General features: G+C 38.9%; 20 protein-coding genes. 10 read left to right on the top strand and 10 right to left on the bottom strand.

Going from position 1 to position 23,029, the window contains the following annotated elements:
• Positions 1–14 precede the first annotated feature (14 nt).
• Entirely contained in the window at positions 15–1,118 is a 1,104-nt protein-coding gene (locus H4J66_RS07515) for a sulfotransferase family 2 domain-containing protein (RefSeq protein ID WP_182172609.1), read from the bottom strand.
• A 217-nt stretch (positions 1,119–1,335) separates the two neighbouring features.
• Here H4J66_RS07515 and H4J66_RS07510 point away from each other — a divergent pair, with 217 nt between their 5' ends.
• The 5 genes from H4J66_RS07510 to H4J66_RS07490 all read left to right on the top strand — a co-directional run bounded on the left by H4J66_RS07510 (position 1,336) and on the right by H4J66_RS07490 (position 8,216).
• On the top strand, positions 1,336–3,984 hold the full coding sequence (locus H4J66_RS07510; protein WP_182172606.1) for a family 20 glycosylhydrolase: 2,649 nt from the start codon (positions 1,336–1,338) through the stop codon (positions 3,982–3,984).
• 219 nt (positions 3,985–4,203) lie between these two features.
• Entirely contained in the window at positions 4,204–5,097 is an 894-nt protein-coding gene (gene nagK / locus H4J66_RS07505; protein ID WP_182172603.1) for an N-acetylglucosamine kinase, read from the top strand.
• Between the two features lie 44 nt (positions 5,098–5,141).
• On the top strand, positions 5,142–6,275 hold the full coding sequence (gene nagA, locus H4J66_RS07500) for an N-acetylglucosamine-6-phosphate deacetylase (RefSeq protein ID WP_182172600.1): 1,134 nt from the start codon (positions 5,142–5,144) through the stop codon (positions 6,273–6,275).
• A 64-nt stretch (positions 6,276–6,339) separates the two neighbouring features.
• Positions 6,340–7,632, top strand: coding sequence for an N-acetylglucosamine MFS transporter NagP (gene nagP, locus H4J66_RS07495; RefSeq protein WP_182172762.1), 1,293 nt, complete (start codon positions 6,340–6,342; stop codon positions 7,630–7,632).
• Between the two features lie 362 nt (positions 7,633–7,994).
• A complete protein-coding gene (locus H4J66_RS07490; RefSeq protein WP_070375825.1) occupies positions 7,995–8,216 on the top strand; it encodes a TIGR02922 family protein in 222 nt (73 codons plus the stop codon).
• Between the two features lie 108 nt (positions 8,217–8,324).
• Here the strand turns inward: H4J66_RS07490 and ccmE are convergent, their stop codons facing one another.
• From ccmE to ccmA, 5 genes are read right to left on the bottom strand one after another with little or no spacing between them, the layout of a single operon-like run.
• Positions 8,325–8,840, bottom strand: coding sequence for a cytochrome c maturation protein CcmE (gene ccmE, locus H4J66_RS07485; protein ID WP_070375826.1), 516 nt, complete (start codon positions 8,838–8,840; stop codon positions 8,325–8,327).
• On the bottom strand, positions 8,837–9,112 hold the full coding sequence (gene ccmD, locus H4J66_RS07480) for a heme exporter protein CcmD (protein WP_182172597.1): 276 nt from the start codon (positions 9,110–9,112) through the stop codon (positions 8,837–8,839). The genes ccmE and ccmD overlap by 4 nt, the downstream gene beginning before the upstream one ends.
• Entirely contained in the window at positions 9,112–9,858 is a 747-nt protein-coding gene (locus tag H4J66_RS07475) for a heme ABC transporter permease (RefSeq protein ID WP_182172595.1), read from the bottom strand. Before H4J66_RS07475 ends, ccmD begins: the two co-directional genes overlap by 1 nt.
• A complete protein-coding gene (ccmB, locus tag H4J66_RS07470) occupies positions 9,858–10,550 on the bottom strand; it encodes a heme exporter protein CcmB (protein ID WP_182172592.1) in 693 nt (230 codons plus the stop codon). Before ccmB ends, H4J66_RS07475 begins: the two co-directional genes overlap by 1 nt.
• A gap of 10 nt (positions 10,551–10,560) precedes the next feature.
• Complete coding sequence (gene ccmA / locus H4J66_RS07465; protein WP_259366814.1) at positions 10,561–11,235, bottom strand: cytochrome c biogenesis heme-transporting ATPase CcmA; 675 nt, start codon at positions 11,233–11,235, stop codon at positions 10,561–10,563.
• Positions 11,236–11,601: 366 nt separating this feature from the next.
• Between ccmA and H4J66_RS07460 the strand changes: the two genes are divergently transcribed.
• From H4J66_RS07460 to hemH, 5 genes are all read left to right on the top strand, one after another.
• Positions 11,602–13,617: a heme lyase CcmF/NrfE family subunit gene (locus H4J66_RS07460; protein WP_182172756.1), complete on the top strand. Its 2,016-nt coding sequence runs from the start codon at positions 11,602–11,604 to the stop codon at positions 13,615–13,617.
• Entirely contained in the window at positions 13,617–14,183 is a 567-nt protein-coding gene (locus tag H4J66_RS07455) for a DsbE family thiol:disulfide interchange protein (RefSeq protein WP_182172589.1), read from the top strand. The genes H4J66_RS07460 and H4J66_RS07455 overlap by 1 nt, the downstream gene beginning before the upstream one ends.
• Complete coding sequence (locus H4J66_RS07450; protein ID WP_310650637.1) at positions 14,183–14,656, top strand: cytochrome c-type biogenesis protein; 474 nt, start codon at positions 14,183–14,185, stop codon at positions 14,654–14,656. The genes H4J66_RS07455 and H4J66_RS07450 overlap by 1 nt, the downstream gene beginning before the upstream one ends.
• A gap of 9 nt (positions 14,657–14,665) precedes the next feature.
• Positions 14,666–15,931 (top strand): c-type cytochrome biogenesis protein CcmI, encoded by a 1,266-nt coding sequence (gene ccmI / locus H4J66_RS07445; protein ID WP_182172586.1) that lies wholly within the window; start codon positions 14,666–14,668, stop codon positions 15,929–15,931.
• A gap of 122 nt (positions 15,932–16,053) precedes the next feature.
• Entirely contained in the window at positions 16,054–17,082 is a 1,029-nt protein-coding gene (gene hemH / locus H4J66_RS07440; protein WP_182172583.1) for a ferrochelatase, read from the top strand.
• A 424-nt stretch (positions 17,083–17,506) separates the two neighbouring features.
• Here hemH and H4J66_RS07435 read toward each other — a convergent pair whose 3' ends face one another.
• The 4 genes from H4J66_RS07435 to pepA form a co-directional block, all read right to left on the bottom strand.
• A complete protein-coding gene (locus tag H4J66_RS07435) occupies positions 17,507–17,716 on the bottom strand; it encodes a cold-shock protein (RefSeq protein WP_070375833.1) in 210 nt (69 codons plus the stop codon).
• Positions 17,717–18,089: 373 nt separating this feature from the next.
• Positions 18,090–20,972, bottom strand: a complete 2,883-nt coding sequence (locus H4J66_RS07430) for a valine--tRNA ligase (RefSeq protein WP_182172580.1) — start codon at positions 20,970–20,972, stop codon at positions 18,090–18,092.
• A gap of 21 nt (positions 20,973–20,993) precedes the next feature.
• Complete coding sequence (locus H4J66_RS07425; protein ID WP_182172566.1) at positions 20,994–21,464, bottom strand: DNA polymerase III subunit chi; 471 nt, start codon at positions 21,462–21,464, stop codon at positions 20,994–20,996.
• A gap of 37 nt (positions 21,465–21,501) precedes the next feature.
• Entirely contained in the window at positions 21,502–23,010 is a 1,509-nt protein-coding gene (gene pepA, locus H4J66_RS07420) for a leucyl aminopeptidase (RefSeq protein WP_182172563.1), read from the bottom strand.
• Positions 23,011–23,029 lie beyond the last annotated feature (19 nt).

The raw sequence follows: 23,029 nt of genomic DNA, 5'->3' as shown, positions 1-23,029 counted from the left end.
TGATCAAAAAGGGATTACCATTTGATTATCCCTTTTTTGATCACATCATCTTGTTGCAATGCTTCACCCATCAAAGGTGTTAGTGACAATTTTATACGTGGTTTCCCTATATCTAAACCCATTGAGGGCTTTATTGTCGCTTCATCAATAGCTCTTGCCACAGCGATTATTTCGTCGATAGGGGAAGGCTTCTTAATTTGCTTAATTTGTTTGGCAAACTTTGTTGCATTGAAATATAACGCGACAGATTTTTTAAATAGTTTCATCCAGTTTTTAGCGTATTCTCTGCCTGAACCGCTTGTTTTATGTAGATAAGTATTAAGCGTCACAAAGAATTTTTTGTTTTCTTCAATGAAGGTATTGTTCGTTAGTTCGATATCTAAGATGCAATTCCACATCGTGTAGGGAATGACAAAGTCTAACTTCCCACCTTGGTATTTAATTTTATTAATAGCGAGTTTTTGAGTTCGCTCTATGAGTTTAGCTTTACAATGCAGGTATAGTTGAATATCAAGCTTGTTGGCAGTCAGTATTTTTTCTAAAACCTCTGATGGAATTTGCTTAACAGTTGGACGATTAATCGTTGCTCGTTTTACATCAATTGTCTCTGGCCAATCAAAATCACCTACTTCGCTAAAGTAACTTAAAGAGCGGTCATACTCTTCAAAAATCCCAACATGAATATCTAAAGTATCAATTAACTCAATAATTTCTAATGCTCTCTTTTCTGTTAATTGACTTTCAGAATAGATCCTTTGCCCATCAAGAAATTTAAGCATGTAATTCGAGGTTTGAACGTTGTCTACATAGGCTGAAAAACTATCAGGTTTAGTCGTTAGGAAGTCCATGAATTCATGGTTATTTCTAATGTAATAATACTCAGATATCAGTCTGTCAACTGGGTGTCTAAGCATCATAAAAATAAATTCTTCTTGATAGGTTTTATTATTTTTATTATCAAAAATATCACCACAAGTAGATGTTTTTGTGTCGAAATCTAAATGACGGTAGTGATAGTCAAGTGGTGTTTGCCACTCTGTACCTTTCATCACACAATTAATACTGGTGCCACCTGTTTTGGGAATATGAATAAATATTGGTTGTTGCTTACTGTTCATAAAATAATTCTCTAAAGTCGGGGCTAACAAAATATTAAATCAAAGCTAATTGGTATCCTACAATATTTATAACAAAAATATTGTCGATTTTACTAACTATTATATTTTGTAGTATATTTATTTTGACAGCGCTGTCAAAATAAGAGATTGTAAGCCTATCCAAAGTTGAAAATTATTTTTCACACCAAACGTCAACAGCATGTGAGTCTTATAAATAATGAATAGAAAACTTTTAGCACTGTTAATTACTGCAACCTCGACATTAATCGCTTGTGGACCGAAACCGGATTCAATGACCGATGCTCTACCTGTAATAGCAACACATAACAGCCCAGTAAGCGCGACTCAAATTGATATCGACAAGATTGCTGAAACCCTCAATGTTAAGTATAAAGTATTGACCAATATACCCAGTGATAAGTGTGATATAAATATCGCCGACGGTAATTGCTTTGAAGTTGAGCTAAGTTTCACCACGACTCAATCTATAACTAGTAAAGATTGGCATATTCACTTTAGCCAAATTGCGCCTATTCAATCCTTTGAAAGTGATGAATTTTCTGTTGTTCATATTAATGGCGATTTACATAAAATATCGTTGAATGATAATTTTAAAGGCTTTACTGCAGGTGAAACCAAAACCTTATTGTTTAGAGCTATGTTTTGGTCGTTGTCTGAAACAGATGCTTTACCTAACTATATTGTCAGTGCAAATAATTTACAACCGCGTGTAATAGCCAGTACCAAGCCATATACAAACAGTGAAACAGGATTAGAAGTACTGCCTTATGTTGTGCCATTCACTGATGTTGAAAAGCAGTTTAAACGCACCGCCCAAGATTCTACTCAGTGGCTCGATGCGGCAAGTTTATATCAAAGAAATAGCCAATTAGGTGAGCAAAAGCTCGATGTGAGCAAGGTGATTATACCTACGCCAAAGTCGATTATTTATAGTAAGAATAATGCTCAGCTTAGTCTTACTTCTGGTATTAATGTTGATTATGGCAATGTCGAAAAAGATGATGTTATCGTAGCCATTAATCGCTTAGATACCTTAGGTATTGCTAATAATACTCAAGGTAAGCCTGTCACGTTAAGACTGGTTGAAGACAACAGCAAAATGATTGGTAGTTACCAATTAGACATCACCACAACAGATATTAAGATAACAGGTGTTGACGGCGCTGGTGTTTTTAATGGCTTGCAATCATTATCAAGCTTAATCACCTTAGGTTCAACGCAAGTACCTGTGCTAACGATTAATGATGAACCTCATTATGAGTTTCGCGGTTTGTTAATTGATGTTGCGCGTAACTTTCACGATAAGACCTTTATTTTAACGCTGCTTGATCAAATGGCAGCTTATAAACTTAATAAGCTACATTTACACTTAGGTGATGATGAAGGCTGGCGATTAGAAATCCCTTCGCTCCCCGAGTTAACCGAAGTGAGTAGTAGGCGCTGTTTTGATTTAAACGATAAAAATTGTTTATTACCACAACTGGGCGCGGGTATTGACCCTAAAAGTGAAGTCAATGGCTATTATTCTGTGGCTGACTATCAAGAAATATTAAAAGCGGCAACGGCCCGTCATATTCAAGTGATCCCCTCTTTAGATATGCCTGGGCATTCGCGTGCCGCGATTAAAGCGATGGCAGCGCGTAGTAAAAAATACGCTATAGCTGAGCAAGATGACAAAGCAAAACAGTTTATCCTCCATGATGCTAATGACCGAACGGTCTATTCATCCGTGCAATTTTACAATGATAATACCATCAACGTTTGTTTAGAGTCTTCTTACGATTTTGTTACTGAAGTGATGACTCAAGTTAAGAAAATTCATGCTGATGGTGGTCAACCGTTAACGCGTTATCACATTGGCGCAGATGAAACTGCGGGCGCTTGGATAGAGTCTCAAGCCTGTAAAGACTTTATTGCCAATAACGATAAAGGTGTCAAAAAAATGAGTGAACTTGGTGCTTATTTTATTGAGCGTGTTGCTGGTATTTTATCCGCATTAGACATAGAAACTGCAGGTTGGAGCGATGGTATGGAGCATACCCGCAAAGAGAATATGCCAGCTATTGTTCAGTCGAATGCTTGGGATACATTAGCGTGGGGAGGTCATAACAAAACCCATCAATTGGTCAATAGAGATTGGCAAGTTGTGCTGTCATCACCCGATGTACTATATTTTGATTTCCCTTATGAAGCAGATCCCAAAGAACATGGTTATTATTGGGCCTCCCGCCACACTAACACCGAAAAAGTCTTTCAATTTATACCCAACAATTTACCTATTCATGCGGAGTTTTGGTTAGACCGTCAAGACAACCCTTATCAAGCCGATGATAGCCAAACCCCGATGAAGTTAGGTAATCGTTTCCTCGGTATCCAAGGGCAGTTATGGAGTGAAAATACTCGCACTGACCATATGGCGCAATATAAATTATTTCCACGACTCTTCGCTTTAGCCGAGCGTGCATGGCACTTAGCTGATTGGACAGTTCCTTATAATTATCAAGGTGCTAAGTACAGTCAGGCAACTAAAGTTTTTAGTGCACAGAAAAAAGCCCAGCGCGATCAACAGTGGCAATTGTTTGCGAATACTATCGGTCAAAAAGCCTTAATTAAATTAGAAAATGATAACATTTTTTATCGATTACCTACCGTAGGTGCCATGGTAAAAGAGGGGAAACTTTATGCCAACATTGCTTTTCCTGGTATCGCTATTGAGTATCAAGTACCAGCGGGAAATTGGACCCGTTACCAAGGGCCAGTAGCTATTGAGGGCACAGTAAACGTTCGCAGTATTAGCTTTGATGGACAACGTAAAGGTCGGGCAGTAACGATTAATAGCCACTAATTTAGGGCTTACGCTCTTGGCGGGCTAGTTAACAAAGCAGTCTTAATCAGACTATTGATTATTTATTTTGTAATAGAAAAATAAAAAAAGCCTTTTTATTAAAAAAACAAATGACAACGCTGTCATTTGTCGTTAAGATAAAATCAGATTACATTTTAGGCACTGGCTGTTTATTGAGCATTGTGATTAAAATAATAAATATAGAGACATGAGGTCAACATGCTGAGTAGCAGCGGCAACAACGAAATATTCTTAGGCATAGATGGCGGTGGCAGCAAATGCAAAGCTATCCTAGTGTCGAATGATAATAAAATATTAGGTACTGGCATTGCAGGGCCTGCTAACCCGTTGCACGGTTATGAACAGGCTATAAGTTCAATTGCTGAGTCTGCTAAGTTAGCACTTAAAAATGCTGGGATTGATGAAAGTGAGCTTGGTAATATCATTGCCGGTGTTGGTCTTGCAGGGGTGAATTTACCGGTTTTATTTGAACAAATGTCAAACTGGCAGCATCCGTTTAAAAAGATGTATCTTGCCACTGATTTACTTATTGCTTGTCTTGGAGCTCACGATGGTAAAGACGGTGCAGTGATGATAACGGGGACTGGTTCATGTGGCTTTTCATATGTTGATGGTCATCCATATATTGTTGGCGCTCATGGTTTTCCTCATGGAGATAAAGGTAGCGGTGCATGGTTTGGGTTACAGGCGGCAAAACAATCTTTGTTATCACTCGATGGTCTCATTCCTCATTCATCCATTAATGACAAAGTATTAGCGTTATTAAATGTCAAAGATGATGTTGAATTAGTCGAAGTGATTGCTGGTAAGCCAGCAGCTTTTTATGCCCTTATGGCTAATTTGGTTTTTGACTCTGCTGAAGAAGGTGACAAAATCGCGTTAGATATTGTTACACAAGGCGCTGAATATATTAGCCATGTGGCTAGGCAGTTATTAAAGCAAAATCCACCCGCCATTTCATTAATTGGTGGCTTAACACCAAGAATAAAACCTTGGTTAGATAAAGATATTAAACGACAATTGATTGAGCCAAAACATCCACCAGAAGTGGGTTCAGTGATTTATGCTAAACAACAACTTGCTTTAAAGTAAAACCTAGCCAATTAATTGATATAATTTAAGGAACAAGCATTGCTATGACTATATTTCGTCTTTACGTTAAAAAATTATTTGATGGTCAAAACTTTATTGACCACCAAGTGTTAACGATCACCGATGGAAAAATCACAGCATTTGATAATAATATCTCTGACGTTGATGATGTACTTGATGGTTTAGTGGTCCCAGGCTTTATTGATCTACAGGTCAACGGAGGCGGAGGTGCACTATTTAACGACTCTCCATCATTAACAAACATTAAAACTATCATGGCCGCTCATGCTAAGTTTGGTACTACAGCGATGTTACCTACCCTTATAACCGATAAAATATCAGTGATGCAACAGGCTGCAAAAGCAATGGCAGAAGCAATGGCAGAAAAAACACCAGGTATTATTGGTATTCACTTTGAAGGCCCACATTTATCTGTTGCTAAAAAAGGGGCACATATTGAGGAGCACATTCGCGCCATTTCACCACAAGAGTGGCAAGTGCTTGAACGTAAAGATATCGGGCAAATACTGGTGACACTTGCCCCTGAAACAGTAAATGTTGATGACATTGCTCGCATGGTTTCGTTGGGTATTAAGGTGTGCTTAGGCCACACCAATGCTGATTTTAACACCGCACAAAAAGCGTTAGAGGCGGGTGCTGACGGCTTTACTCATTTGTATAATGCTATGTCGGCAATACAGGGCAGAGAGCCCGGTGTAACCGGTTGTGCTTTGCTCAATGATCAAGCAAGTTGTGGCTTAATTGTTGATGGTCATCATGTTAATTACGAGAGCTGTAAATTAGCGCTTAAAACTAAACCTGCAGGAACGATTTTCTTAGTCACCGATGCAATGCCACCGGTAGGTACAAGCGATGTTGAGTTTACTTTAGTTGCTAAAAAAGTGCGGCTTGAAAATGGCAAGTTAACGTCAACAACAGGGGAGTTGGCAGGGTCGGTGTTGAATATGGCGCAAGCAGTAGCAAATACTCATTTAGGCCTGAGGTTACCTTTAGATGAAGCGCTTAGAATGGCCTCTAAATACCCGGCCAATTATATTAAGCAAAGTGATATTCGTGGCAGTTTAACAATAGATAGTCAAGCTGACTTTGTTGAGCTTAACGATAATTATACCGTGAAATCGACCTGGATCTCAGGGCAAGCCATTTATAGAAAATAACTAATTTAACCTATCATAAAACAATAATAACAAGACAAACATTGAGGAATATATGGAACAGATAATAACAAGTGATAAACCCAAAAGTAATGCATTGCCTATGGCAATTGTCGCGGTACTCTTTTTTATATTAGGCTTTGCTACTTGGCTTAATGGGTCATTAATGCCCTACCTAAAACAAATACTCCAGCTGACACCATTTCAAGCATCACTAATATTATTCTCCTTTTATATTGCTGTTACTTTTACTGCGCTGCCGTCAGCAACGATTATTCGTAAAGTAGGCTATAAAAATGGTATGGCTTTGGGAATGGCCACCATGATGGTAGCAGGCTTATTATTTATTCCTGCTGCTCAAACCCAAATTTTTGCCTTGTTTTTGTTTGCTCAGTTAGTGATGGGTTCGGGTATTACTTTATTACAAACAGCTGTTAATCCTTATGTTGTCCGTTTAGGTCCTGAGGAATCTGCTGCAGCACGTATTAGTGTTATGGGAATTTTAAACAAAGGTGCTGGTGTTATTGCGCCTTTAGTTTTTACCGCCTTAATTTTGAGTGGCTTTGAAGGTCATTCAACCGAAGTACTAACCCAAGCCAGTATTGATGAGATGGCTAACTCGTTGGTACTTCCTTATTTAGGTATGGCGATTTTCATTGGTTTACTCGGTTTTGCTGTGAAAAAATCATCACTTCCAGAATTACCCAGTGAAGATGAGGAAGAAGGAGCAAATAGCAAAGGACATATTAAAGAAGCATTATCTCACCCCAATCTAGCATTAGGTGTATTAACTATCTTTTTCTACGTTGCGGTTGAAGTGATAGCTGGCGACACAATAGGTACATTTGCCTTGTCTCTAGGCGTTGAAAATTACAGCATAATGACCTCATACACTATGATATGTATGGTGGTAGGTTACATATTAGGGATCTTTTTAATTCCTCGTTTTATTTCTCAACAAAAAGCCTTAACTGTTTCAGCCCTGCTGGGGTTGGTGTTAAGTTTAGGTGTGGTCTTTGGTGACAATAATTCATACGCTATCGCTAATATAGTCCTTGTTCCTTTTGGAGGGGCAGAACTACCCGATACCTTGATGCTTATTGCATTGCTTGGTTTGGCTAATGCGATTGTTTGGCCTGCTGTTTTTCCATTAGCACTCTCTGGAATGGGAAAATTAACCAGCGTGGGCTCGGCATTATTAGTTATGGGTATTTCAGGAGGGGCATTTGGTCCACTATTTTGGGGCTTGGCAAGCGGTTCATCACTCGGTCAACAAGGGGGTTATATTGTGATGTTACCTTGTTATTTATTTATTCTATTTTATGCGCTTAAAGGCCATAAAATGAAAAGTTGGAAATAATATAGATTCTCTGGACAGTTTCTAAATATTTTGAAAAATTTATCCATATGGATATCCGATCTCACTAGTTGAGGATGCGTTAAACGATCTGATTTGATCGACCCTGGGTTTTATACTCAGGGTTTTTTTTTACTTAAAATTTACAGTAAGATACAACAATTGCTTAAAGATAACTCCAAGTTAACTTAGTGTTAACTTAACTTATTGATTTAATTGTATAATTAGCTTTGTGTTTTTTACTGTGTTACTTTGTTTGGATACAAGGTTTACTGATTTTTTATTTTTAGCTATTGCTGAACAATAAAGTTTATAAGTGGCTTTAACTTGATGAATTTATAGCTCAACAATAATAAGAGTGAATAATGCAAATCTACCAAGAAAAGATAGTAACCTTGATTTATTACAGTGATGACTCCCTAGAACTTCTACATAAGATTGAATCATTTTTACAATCTGCAGAAGGGCGTGTGGTTATTCCTGAAAGCTTTAAGAAAGGTAAGTCGATTATTGCTGTTTGTGAAGGTGAGATTAATATTCTTAATAAAATCGGTGATCGTATTATTTCGGCTTATGATGTTGCTTAATTAAACAATTAAACAATTAAACAATTAAACAATTAAACAATTACAATAAAAAACGCTACACCAAGACAAATATAATATTTATCTTGGTGTAGCGTTTTTTGTTTTTTATTAGTAGGTTTTCTTTTCTAACTGTTCTTTACTGTAACTGGGTTTTTGATGCTTTTCACCCATGTCATCAGCTAATTCTTTGGGTATGTAGTTCTCGTCATGTTTAGCTAATACTTCAGAGGCCTCAATAAAATTGCCATTAACTAACATACCATTTGCGACTATACCTTGGCCTTCACGAAATAAATCAGGCAGTATGCCGTCATAATGCACCTTGATGACAGGGTCAGAATCATTAAAAACTATCGGCATTCTCATATCTACAAGTTCAAAAGTCACGTCTAAACTTGATGGGTCACGCTTAACACTACCAGGTACCACTAAACCACCAATGCGAAGACGTTGGCCGTCAATAGGTTTTATGCCGGTATCATCTTTACCCTGATATATTTCAGAGGGTTTATAGAAAAGATCTATATTTTGGCTTAATGCATAAAGCACAAATCCAGCAACGACACTTAGGCCGACTAAAATAGATATAACGATGGTTAAACGTTTCTTACGACGTGGATTCATGAAACAACCTTATTAGAGTTTTTGGGTAAATTTTTTAAAACAGCGATATTGCTATCAGTTTGCTCTGCTTGCGCTGAATTTTGTTGAGCCGCTTTGCGTAACTTCTTCTCGCGCTGTAAACGAAGTGCTATTTTTTGTTTAACCTTTTTATGGTTGCTAAGACTGCTATAAATTAACGCGGCTAATAAAAAAGCACTAACGCCATAAGACAACCAAACAAAAAAAGCATAACCACCCATATGAAAAAAGGCTGAAATACTATCAAACTGCATTATTTAATGCCCTCTGCGGTGATCAATTCACGTACCCAAGGACGCATGCTATTACGTGCTAATATTTCGGTACGAAAACGGATAGAAATAACAAATGTTACCAACATGGCGATGCCTAAAAAGCAGATAACAAATGGCCAGAACATATCCATACTCATTGAGGGAGCGCTCATTTTACTTACGGTTGCTCCCTGATGAAGGGTATTCCACCATTCGACAGAATATTTAATAATAGGAATGTTGACAACGCCAACGAGTGATAGAATACCTGCGGCTTTACCTGCAAGGTTTTTATCTTCAAAGGCATTGTGTAAAGCAATAACACCTAAATAGAGAAAAAGTAGCACTAATTCAGATGTTAAACGGGCATCCCAAATCCACCAAGTTCCCCACATAGGTTTACCCCATGCGGCGCCAGTAAATAATGCTATAGCGGTAATAACCGCTCCTACGGGGGCCATGGCTGCCGCCGATGCATCAGCCAGCCTGAACTGCCAGACTAAACTACAAAAAGCTGCTGATGCCATAGCCATATATATACTCATTGATAATATAGCTGTTGGCACATGGATATAAAAAATTCTGAAACTGTCACCTTGTTGGTAATCAGCTGGCGCAAAAACTAACGCCCAGATAATGCCAATAGTGAGTAAAGTAATCGTAATTTTTGCAATCCAAGGTAATAGTTTACCGACAAAGCGATACGACACTTCTGGATTTGCATAAGGATGTAACCATTTCCACATTAGTTGGTACTCACTTTTAGCGCTGCACTAACAGCAAAGGGGGCTAAGGTTAACGAGCCAAAAAACAATGCGGCAATTATAGCAAGTTGTCCGCTGTAAGGTAAGTTCATTGCCGCAGTATCTATGGCACTTGTCGCAAAAATCAATATTGGAATATACAGCGGTAAGACTAATAAGCTGAGTAATACGCCACCTTTTTTAATACCTACCGTTAGCGCAACACCAATAGCACCGAGTAAACTGAGCACGGGTGTACCTAAAAGTAATGTGAGCATTAATGCGCCATAGCTATTTTCATCTAAATGTAACAATACGGCAAGTAACGGCGCAATAAAAATAAGGGGTAAGCCAGTAACCAACCAATGTGCAATAATTTTAGCAAGCACTAATATAAATATGGGATGAGGGCTCAGCATCATTTGTTCTAAGGAACCATCTTCGTGATCAGATTTAAATAAGCGGTCGAGTGATAATAATGTCGCAAGTAAAGCCGCAACCCAAATAATTCCCGGTGCAATGCGCGCTAAAGTTGTCGACTCAGGACCAATACCCAGTGGGAATAAAGTAACGACAATAATAAAAAATAACAGTGGATTAATAATATCGTCGCGATGACGAAAGGCAATTGTAAGATCTCTTTTGATGATTAAGCTAAAAGCGGACGTATATGATAAATTATGAACGGTTGTCATGTTATTATCTCTAATAAAATCGGTAATCTAAAGTGATTTTTTTCACCTTATCTTCAGGATATGATAAGTCTTGGTGTGTGGTCAAAATAACACAGCCACCACGCTGAGCATGTGCGAGAAACAATTGCTCTAATGTATTGACACCACGCTTATCGATGGCGGTGAAAGGTTCGTCTAATATCCAAATAGGCGCGGTACTTTGCCATAAACGTGCAAGTGCAATACGCCGATGCTGCCCGGCACTTAAATGTGAGGCAAGGGCATCTTCAAAACCTAACAAGTTTACTTTTTCTAAGGTTTCTTCTGCTGTTGAAATGTCATTGCCATGCAAGGCAAGATTAAACACTAGGTTCTCTTGAGCGGTCATTTCACCTTTGACGCCCGGTAAATGTCCTAAATAGAGTAAGTTTTGATGAAAGGTATCGCTATGGTCAACAATATTTTCTTGTTGGAATAACACGCTACCGTCATAGGGTTGAGATAAACCGGCTAAAATACGTAATAAGCTAGTTTTACCTGATCCATTTGGGCCTTCCACCTGTATAATATCACCGCTAGATACTGAAAAATTAAGTGCTTCAAATAATATTCTATCTTCACGAATACAAGTTAATTCGTTAGCACAGAGCAATACTTGTTTATTCGCTCGTTCGTTCGGTGGTTGAATATTTTGAGAGTTTGCCAAAAGAATCACTTTTTAAATAATTTAAATACCAAATTTATGGAACAACTATTAACGTAATTTGCTACATAAAGAGTTGATTTAGATCGTAATACCAAGTTGGGTATTATCATACTATATCGGTCGGTAAAGGCTAGCCCTAGCAATGAGAAAATTAATCATTTATTTTCGTATTACATTGATGAAATTACTCACCATATAGTGCTAGAATTACCAAAATTTTTAGTTTGAATTGTTTTTCTTTAACTTTCTATTTACCGTTAATTGAACAACAAACTCACTAAAACGCCATATTAATGGTGTCTTTAATTGATAATTTTTGTATTCAGTATATACGCTGAATCGGAGAAAGTAATGATCCCTGAAGTAATGCTCCCTGAGTTAGGACATTTCGCCCTTATAATTGGTTTAGCTTTTGCAATATGTTTAAGCATTATTCCATTAGTAGGATTGGCAAGTAATCAAGAGCGATTAGTCGGCTATGCTAAACCCTTAACCTTCGGTATGTTTGCCTTTACTACCATTAGTCTTATTATTCTCGGTTGGAGCTTTGTCGTTGACGATTTTTCCGTCAAATATATTGCAGGTCATTCAAATTCTTTTTTACCTTATTATTTTAAAATAAGTGCCGTCTGGGGTGGGCATGAAGGTTCGCTGTTGTTGTGGGTTTTTTCACTCACTGCTTGGACCGCCGCCGTTGCTAAATTCAGTAAAGGCATCGACGAAGCCTTTATTGCTAGGGTATTAGCGGTATTGGGTATGATAGCTGTTGGCTTTATGCTGTTTACGTTATTAACCTCTAACCCCTTTGAACGCTTATGGCCGATGGTCCCCACAGAAGGTCGCGATTTAAACCCATTACTACAAGATATTGGCTTAATTATTCACCCGCCGATGCTTTACTTAGGTTACGTCGGTTTCTCTGTTGCTTTTGCTTTTGCTGTTGCTGCGTTAATGTGTGGCAAGTTAGATGCTGCTTGGGCTCGATGGGCAAGACCTTGGACTGTTGCCGCATGGATATTTTTAACTTTAGGTATCGCTTTAGGTAGTTGGTGGGCTTATTACGAACTTGGCTGGGGCGGATGGTGGTTCTGGGATCCAGTAGAAAATGCTTCCTTTATGCCATGGTTGGTTGGTACGGCACTTATCCATTCATTAGCGGTAACTGAAAAACGTGGTACGTTCAGGAATTGGACCGTGTTATTAGCAATATTTGCCTTTAGTTTAAGCCTGTTGGGGACTTTCTTAGTACGTTCAGGTGTTATCACTTCTGTACATTCGTTTGCCGCAGACCCTGGTCGTGGTTTATTTATTTTATTATTACTGGCAATTGCGGTCGGTGGTTCATTAACACTTTATGCCTTTAGAGCAAGTACAGTGCAAACGTTTAGTCGTTTTGCCTTGTATTCTCGTGAAACGGCACTGCTTATTTGTAACATTATTTTAGTCGTGGCAACGGTTACTGTCTTGCTGGGCACCTTGTATCCGTTGTTGGTTGATTCTATGGGCTTAGGAAAAATTTCTGTTGGGGCTCCGTATTTTAATGCGGTGTTTGTGCCGATCATGAGTTTGCTTTTTGTTGTCATGGGAATTGGTCCGTTAATTCGCTGGAAAAAAGCTAAGCAAGGTGAATTGCGTAAACAAATGATGAGTCCATTAGTGATCAGCGTTATTGTTGGTATTGCTTTCCCATTTTTATACGGTGGTGAATTTGTACCTTTGGTTACCATGGGGATAGGTTTAGCCTGTTGGGTTTTTCTGGTCGTTCTTAAAGAATTAATTAATCAAATAAACTCGGGTAGTGACAAAGGGAAATTCTCTAAGTTGACATTAAGCCAATGGGGTATGACCTGTGCTCACATGGGGATAGCGATCACTATTGTTGGTGTAACGATAGTCTCTGTTTATGAAAGTGAAACTAACGTAAAAATTCACGTCAATGAGAAAGTTAAAATTTCTGATACCGATTATGAAATCGTTTTTAAAGGTATTAAGCAGGTAAAAGGTGCTAACTATAGTGCCGAACAAGGCCAGATAGAAGTCTACAATAATGGTGACTTTGTTACGCTTTTGAAACCGGAACGTCGCACATACTTAGTACAGACCATGGGAATGACTGAAGCGGGTATTGACCCAGGTTTATTTCGTGATATTTATGTGGCATTAGGTGATCCCTTAGAAGGAAATGCTTGGGCAGTTCGTGTTCATTACAAACCCTTTGTTCGTTGGATATGGTTGGGGGCAATATTTATGTCGTTCGGTGGGTTTTTAGCGATATTAGACAAACGCTACCGTCGTAAAAAGGTCAGTAACACCACTAAGAGCAAGTCAATAAACACAGCTAGCGCTGATAAACTAGCAACAAATAATCAGGGAAATGCTTGATGGGTAAGTTAATTCGTTTAATTCCACTGATATTGTTTATCGCTTTAGGGGCTATTTTATTTCGCGGTTTATCGCTTAATCCTACAGAGTTACCTTCGGCGTTGATTGACAAAAAATTCCCTGAGTTCAGCTTACACTCGGTATTAAACGCTGATCGAACTGTCACGACAGCTGACTTTAAACCGGGTATAAAACTGGTGAATGTTTGGGGAACTTGGTGTCCATCGTGTCGTTATGAGCACGAATATTTGAACGAATTGTCTAAAACAAATCGTTTTACTATTTATGGTTTAAATTATGATGATCAACGTGTTGATGCCGCAAAGTGGTTAACCGAGTTAGGTAATCCTTATCAATTCTCAGCCTTTGATGAAGAGGGAAAATTAAGTGTTAATCTAGGGGTATACGCAGCACCAGAAACTTTTGTGGTGGATCACAGTAATATTATTCGCAAGCGATATGCGGGTCCATTAACGCCGCAAGTTTGGCAAAATGAATTTGAGCCCCTTATTACTCAAATAGAAGCAGAATTTTTAGTTTCGTCAACGAGCAAAGGAAGCCAGTAATGATGTTCAATAAATTGTTAGTTGCCGCATTTTTAACGACGGTTACCTTGCTCAGTTCATTTGTTTTAGCCGGCCCGGTTGATACTTATGTCTTTAAAGATAAGGTCACAGAAATTCGTTTTAATGCCCTTAATAAAGAATTACGTTGCCCTAAATGCCAAAATCAAAATTTGGCTGATTCTAATTCACCTATTGCCGAAGATCTTCGCCGTGAAGTTTATGACATGCTTCAACAAGGTAAGGCTGATATGGAGATTGTTGATTTTATGGTGTCACGCTACGGTGAATTTGTTTTATATCGCCCTAGGGTCTCTAGCTTAACTTATCTTTTATGGTATGGCCCTGCAGGGCTATTATTTATTGGTGTGATAGTCGTTGTTATTATTCTTCGTCGAAAGCCGGTTAAAAATGCCCAACAACCGTTAAGCAATGATCAAAAAAATAAACTTGATCAAATTCTAAAGCATAAATAAGGCTGTCTCATGGAATTAATTTTTATCATTATTGTCTTTTTATTGCTGGTTTTAGCAGTAGTGTGGGCACCATTTCTTAAACAACACCAAAACAACATCTCGATTGATGACACTCAGCGTGACGAAACTAATGTGCGCTTATACCACGAGCATAAAGCTGAGATAGAAAAAGACTTTCAGCAAAATAATATTGATGATGAAAATTACCAATATTTATTAACAGAGCTAGATAATACTTTATTGCAAGATATGGAAAATCAAGACCTTGCAGATAAAACGCCGCAAGAAACGAAAGTATTGGCTATGGCTTGGCCTATTGGCTTGTCTGTTTTTATTTTAGCTTTTAGTTTTTATCTATATGCTGAAATAGGCACTTATGAAAAACTGACAACAATGACGCCTCAAGAGCCAATGCAACAATCGGCTAATGCGGAACAACAAACTATTAATCAATTAAAACGCTTAATGGATGTCACTAAAACCGAACCAGACAACTCAGATGCTTGGTACGCTCTAGGTCAATCTTTAGTCACCGTCGGTGAATTTGACAGTGCAGTAAAAGCTTATGACCAAGTCTTACGCATTGAAGGCCCGCAAGCCGATGTGTTTGGTGCTAAAGCCCAAGCGATTTACTACAAGAACGAACAACAAATTGATGAAAGGGTGCAAGGGTTTATTGATCAGGCTTTAGCGATAGACCCTAGTGATCCTTCCACAAACATATTACTAGGTATGCATAGTTTTACTGCTGGTCAGTATCAAGTGGCTATTTCTCATTGGCAACGTGTTGTTGATTCAGATAAAAAGAATGTCAATAAGCAAGCATTGCTTGAAGTTATTGATGAAGCGAAAAAGCGTATCGCCCAACCCAATATGACCGACGATGCTAACAGTCAAATCGAACCAAGTATTCCTGGTCCCAAGCTAACGGTTAACGTTACATTAAGTGATGAAATACAAACATTGCTGTCACAGGGTGATGATAAAACGGTTTTCATTTATGCTATATCTGCAGATACTTCTCGTGGGCGTATGCCTCTTGCCGCCGTTAAATTAGTTGCAAGTGATTTGCCCATAACGATAGTACTTAACGATGCAAGTGCTATGACGCCACAAGCTAAGTTGAGTGATGTCGATACGGTACATATTTATGCCGTTGTTTCTGCTTCAGGCGGCGCTGGTATTAAATCAGGTGATTTCAAAGCTGAACTTAATAATGTAGCTGTAACGACTACAGAGCAATTAAATTTAGTCATTAGTAATATCGTTCCATAATTTAAAATAGTATGGGTTTAAGCCTTTTAACACATCAGATTGAACTGATTCTTGTTTGGTGTGTTAGGGTAAACTAATCTGTGGTGTTTTTTTCGTCATTTAAAAAATAGAGTATCTAATTCATGTCTAAATTTAGTGGACGTTTTCACGGCCGTACCAAAGAAATACATAATAAAACGGCTAAAGTTGGTGTTTTACTCACCAATCTTGGCACACCTGAAGCGCCTACTGCATCAGCTTTAAGACGCTACTTAGGTGAGTTTTTATCTGATCCTCGGGTCGTTGAAATACCTCGACTTATTTGGTTGATGATCTTGCATGGTATTATTTTACGGGTTCGACCTAAAAAATCAGCAAAACTCTATGAAAGTATTTGGACACCATCAGGCTCACCTTTATTGGTTATTAGCCAACAACAAAAAGACGCAGTCGCTAAAGTGCTCACTGAGAAATATGGTGATGATGTCAGAGTTGAGCTGGCAATGCGTTATGGTAAGCCTACAATCGACGAGGCTTTAGACAGATTACAGCTTGCAGGAGTCAGCAAAATAATTACCTTACCTCTGTATCCTCAATATGCAGGCCCAACGGTTGGTTCTACTTTCGATGCGGTCGTTAATAAAATTAAATCGTGGCGTTGGATCCCAAGTTTAAGTTTTATTAGTGGTTATCATGACAACCCTAAATACATAGCGGCCCTTGCGCAAAGTGTAAATAAGCATATTGCCGAACATGGTAAGCCGGATAAGTTAGTATTATCTTTTCATGGTATGCCTAAGTATTTCTTAGAGCAGGGTGACCCTTATTATTGTTGTTGTGCAAAGACAACGCGGTTATTAATGGAAGCGTTAGCCTTTACTGAGGATGATTTTGTGATGACCTTTCAGTCACGTTTTGGTAAAGCAGAGTGGTTACAACCTTATACCGATGTAACGCTTGTTGATCTCGCCGCTGATAATAAGCATGTCGCTATTATTAGCCCTGCATTTAGTGCTGACTGTTTAGAAACTTTAGAAGAGTTAGTGCACGAAAACCGAGATATGTTTATTGGTGCTGGTGGCGAAACGTATCATTATATTCCCGCTTTAAATACCGATGAAATGCATATTGATGCGATTGTAGATATCATTTCTGCAGAGATAACCCACTAACTAAAATAAGACACCGTATTTTATAGCCTTGCTGATACCTTTTACCGGTGTTTCTGCTGCGCTATTTAATAATGGTGTCACAAGTGTAAACCTCCCTTCATTAACTCACTTCTTTTTATTAATTAATAAAACCTATGGCTGTGCTGATAAGCTCTTTTAAAACACAATTCAGTGGGCCTGTGGTTAGAAATAAACATATAGCAATAAGAATACATACTCTTGTTTAATTACTGATGCGTTTTTGATGATCTTTAGTAATGACCTTATTAATAGCTTTGATAGCAAAGGGAAGTTTGACGGTATGTGCGCTCTTTAACGAACGTGGAAGGTTGAATTTTAGTATAAAAAAAAGCGCAACAATTTTCATTGTTCCGCTCATTTTATTCGGATGCTAAGATCCTTTAATAACTACAATAAGTCGTTATTAAGAAGCAATTACGTTTTCAGCTTCAGGACCTTTTTGTCCTTGCTTGATAGTAAAAGTAACAGCTTGGCCGTCAGTTAGTGTACGGAAACCGTCACCAGAGATAGCGCTGAAGTGAACAAAAACGTCAGGTCCGTTATCTTGTTCGATGAAACCGAATCCTTTAGATTCGTTAAAAAATTTTACTTTACCAGTTACTGAATCAGACATGTCAACATTTCCCGTAGGTCATTAATTAAAAAATAGTAAAAAGTGGATTATCCACTATGAAATATACGGAGTAAATGCTCTCTACCTATAAAAGTACAGACAGAGAAAGGTTTCCAATAACACAAACTAGTAGCGTCTGAGGTTAATCAATAATCGACCTTGTTAAATTAAGGTAAATAGTTGAAATATCCTTCTCCCGAAACGCAAAAACTCAACGCAAAAGTATGTTAGCACAATATTTTCTTGAAATCCTATAAAAATCTTAAGATTTGATGACTTTTTTATGAGATAAAAAAGCCAGCTAAGATGCTGGCTTTATTAGATATTTATGATTGAGAATCATTATTATTATCAATCATAAGATAAACAACGCTTACAACGCCGAAATTTGTACTATTTGTTCAGCAAGCTTGACTAAGGCCGATTCGGTATCAGCTAACTTGGTCTTTTCTTTGTTGATAACTTCTTCAGGAGCTTTACCAACAAACTTTTCATTGCTCAATTTTCCACGGGTTCTCTCCGCGTCTTTCTCTAGTTTATCGACCGCTTTTGTTAAACGGGCTAGCTCCGCTTCTTTATCAATTAACCCCGCCATTGGAATTAATACTGATAAATCGCCAACAACAGCGGTAGCAGACAGTGGTGCATTGTCGTTATCGGTTAATACCGTAATACTTTCAAGTTTAGCTAAGGCACTTAAAAACTGTTGATTTTCATCTAAGCGACGTTGGTCATTAGCATTAACATTTTTAAGTAATACCGGTAATTCTTTACTGGGTGAAATATCCATTTCGCCGCGAATATTACGTATAGCAACAATAAACTGTTTGACCCACTCTAAATCATCAATAGCCGTCTGGTCACATTGACTTTCATCAAACTGTGGAAAACGCTGGACCATAATACTGGCGTTTTCATTACCTTTGTTATCAGCAACAAAATTACTTAATGGCACAACACGTTGCCAAATTGTTTCAGTGATAAATGGCATAATAGGATGCATCAAGCGTAATAAGCTTTCGAGTACAGTCACTAAGGTATGACGAGTACCACGTTGCTGTGCTTCGCTACCTTTGAACAATACTGGTTTTGTTAACTCTAAGTACCAATCACAAAATTGGTTCCAAGTGAACTCGTATAGTGCTTGTGAAGCTAAATCGAAACGAAAAGCTTCAAAAGATTCATGGACAGTTATTACAGTTTGCTGGAATTGACCTAATATCCAACGGTCAGCTAATGAAAACTCCATTTCACCTTGTTGACCATTAACAACTTTACCGCAGTCTTGCTCTTCGGTATTCATTAATACGTAACGACTCGCATTCCATAATTTATTACAGAAGTTACGGTAACCGTCTAAGCGCTTCATGTCCCAAGTAATGTCACGGCCTGTTGATGCAACTGAGGTTAAGGTGAAGCGTAATGCGTCAGTACCATGAGCCTCAATACCTGCTGGGTATTCTTTCTTGGTTAGCTTAGCTATTTTTGCCGCCAGTTTTGGCTGCATCATGTTGCCGGTGCGCTTTTCCAATAACTCATCAAGGGCAATGCCATCAATCATATCAAGAGGATCGACAACGTTGCCTTTTGATTTACTCATCTTATCGCCATTTTCATCGCGAATTAGACCGGTAACATAGACTTTCTTGAACGGTACTTGTGGTTGGCCATTTTCATCTTTAATGAAATGCATGGTCATCATGATCATCCGGGCAACCCAGAAGAAAATAATGTCAAAGCCGGTAACAAGCACATCAGTTGAATGGAATTTTTTAAGATCTTCCATATTGCTTGGCCAGCCTAAGGTAGAAAACGTCCATAATGCTGATGAAAACCAAGTGTCGAGTACATCATCATCTTGCTTTAAAACAAAATCTGCCGCTAACGTGTATTTAGCACGCACTTCAGCTTCGGTTCTACCGACATAAACACCACCATCTTCATCGTACCAGGCTGGAATTCTATGTCCCCACCAAAGCTGACGAGAAATACACCAGTCTTGAATGTCACGCATCCAAGCGTTGTACATATTTTCATACTGTTTAGGCACAAATTCAATTTGACCCGTTGCTACCGCGTCAACGGCAGGGCCCACTAAAGGTGCGGTGCGAACATACCATTGGTCGGTTAATAAGGGTTCAATAATCACGCCTGAGCGATCACCATAGGGTGCGACCAAATCATGATCTTTTACTTCAACAAGTAAACCTAACTCATCAAATTTAGCGACAATGGCTTTGCGAGCAACAAAACGGTCCATTCCTGCAAATTCACTTGGTAATTCAGTGCTGTAGGCATCAGAATGCTCGCCGTTATTTTTATAAACCTCAGCGCTTGCTAAAATAGCAGCATTTTTATCTAAAATATTGATTAATGGTAAATTATGACGTTTACCGACTTCATTATCGTTAAAGTCATGTGCAGGTGTGATTTTCACACAACCTGAACCTTTGGTCATATCAGCATGGTCATCACCAACAATAGGGATTAAACGATTAACTAAAGGTAATAAAATATGTTTGCCGATAAGATCTTTATAACGGTCATCTTTAGGGTTTACCGCGACACCAGTATCACCTAAAACAGTTTCTGGTCGAGTTGTCGCTACCACTAGGTAGTCTTTACCTTCAGCAGTTTTAACACCATCAGCCAAAGGATAGCGTAAATACCACATGTGACCTTTTTTATCTTTGTTCTCAACTTCTAAATCAGAAATAGCGGTATGGAATTTTGGATCCCAGTTAACTAAGCGTTTACCACGGTAAATTAAGTCGTCTTCAAATAAGCGTACAAAAACTTCTTGCACCGCTTCAGACATGCCATCATCCATAGTAAAACGTTCGCGAGACCAATCGATAGAGTTACCTAAACGGCGCATTTGCTTGCCAATAGTGCCACCCGACTCGTCTTTCCATTCCCATACTTTATCAATAAAAGCTTCACGACCGTAATCGTGACGAGTTTTATCTTCTTCGGCAGCAATTTTACGTTCTACCACCATTTGTGTGGCAATACCCGCATGGTCCATTCCGGTTTGCCATAAAGTATTTTTACCTTGCATACGTTGATAACGAATTAAGGTATCCATAATAGTTTGTTGGAACGCGTGTCCCATATGCAAACTACCGGTAACGTTTGGTGGTGGTATAGCGATGCTATAGCCATCTCCTTCACCTGTTGGGCTAAAATAACCTTGCTCTTCCCAACTTTGATAAAGAGACTGTTCGATTTCTGAAGGATTGAATGTTTTTTCCATGGGAATGACTACTTAACTTGATTAAAGTGCATTAATTGACTGTGACGGTTGTGGCGCGGTTTGATTATCCACTTGAAACCCCCATTGACGATAGCCTTTATAGCGCTCTCGAGCTTGTTGTTTGAGGGTTTCATCACTGGGTACAAAGTCAATAATGTGTGAAAACTGATTAGCAAAGTGAGGCACTGTGCTGGTTAAATTTATTAAAATAGCGCGTCGGTTAGTAGGTGGTTGCCAACTAATTTCAACGGCAGCGCCATTTTTAGGGCCTTCGCCCGGTAAATTGTGAGGAACAAAGCTGTCAGGTTCAAAGGCCCAAAGCAGTTCATCTAACTGGTGAGCTGTTTGCTGATCAGCGCAGTAAATAAATACTCGCTGATTTTGGCGATAAAAATTAGCAGCCTGCAAACAAGCATGAGCATGTGACTGTTCAGCCACCGCTTCATGCTTTGCATCTTCTTCAAGCAAATAAAACATTACTTGTGTTTGCATGTTTGCGTTGTTCCTTTTATTTCTTTTTAGTCTAAAGTTATTCGCTTTGCTCTGCGCCAGCGCGATTCAATAAAAATTGAGTCAATAAGCTTACCGGGCGACCAGTAGAGCCTTTGTCTTTGCCACCGCTGCGCCAGGCCGTACCGGCAATATCAAGATGTGCCCAGTGGTACTTTTTAGTGAAACGCGCTAAGAAACAGGCAGCCGTAATAGTACCTGCGCCTTTGCCACCTAAATTGGTGAAATCAGCAAATGGGCTTTCTAATTGTTCTTGATATTCTTCCCATAACGGTAAACGCCATGCGCGGTCACCACTTTGTTCAGAAGCATTTAACAACTCATGTGCTAATGGGTTGTGCGTACTCAACAGGCCAGATGCATGTTTACCTAAGGCAACCACACAGGCACCAGTTAGGGTTGCTACATCGATAACGAGTTCAGGATCAAAGCGTTCAACGTACGTCAGCGCGTCACATAAAACCAAGCGACCTTCTGCATCCGTATTTAATACTTCAACTGTTTGTCCTGACATCGTCGTTAAAATATCACCAGGGCGATAAGCATCGCCACCCGGCATATTTTCACAACCGGCTAAAACACCAATAACATTAATTGGCAACTGTAATTCTGCTAGGGCGTGCATAGCACCTAAAACACCTGCTGCGCCACCCATATCATATTTCATTTCATCCATGGCTTCGCCAGGCTTTAAAGAAATACCACCGGCATCAAAAGTCACACCTTTACCGACCAAAACTATCGGATTAACATCATCACCAGCACCATTATATTTAATAATACTCATAATAGATTCATTACGCGAAGCTCGACCAACGGCAAGGTATGAATTCATACCCAATTCTTCCATTTCTTTCTCGCCAACTATTTTAGTGCTGACATTGTCGTAATCATTTTCTAAAATCTTAGCTTGTTCTGCTAAATATGCTGGGTTACAGATATTTGGCGGCATATTAGCAACATTTTTACAGGTTGTTATACCTTCAGATACAGCAAGCGCATGCGAAATAGCGCGTTCGCCCATGGGTAATTCTCGACGTGTTGGTACATTAAAAACCATTTTACGTAGAGGGCGGCGTGCTTCAACCTTACGTGTTTTTAATCCGTCAAAGCTGTATAAACAGTCTTGAGTCGCTTCAACGGCTTGGCGTACTTTCCAATAGGTATCGCGACCTTTAACATGAAGTTCTGATAAAAAGCACACAGCTTCCATCGAGCCCGTTTCATTTAACGTACTAATAGTTTTACTGATAATTTGTCGGTATTGACGTTCATCAAGTTCACGTTCTTTGCCACAACCGACCAGTAAAACACGTTCGCTTAATATATTAGGCACGTGATGAAGCAGTAACATTTGCCCTGATTTACCTTCTAAATCACCGCGACGCAATAAGTTACTGATATAGCCTTCACTAATTTCGTCAAGTTGTTCAGCAATCGCTGAAAGACGGCGAGGTTCAAAAACGCCAACAACAATACAGGCGCTACGTTGCTTTTCGGGACTACCACTTTTTACGTTGAACTCCATGAGCTCTCCTAATTCGTAC

It is taken from the genome of Colwellia sp. MB3u-55 (assembly GCF_014076785.1).
In the GTDB taxonomy this organism is placed as follows: domain Bacteria; phylum Pseudomonadota; class Gammaproteobacteria; order Enterobacterales; family Alteromonadaceae; genus Colwellia_A.
This window is presented reverse-complemented; position numbering and strand designations above follow the sequence as displayed.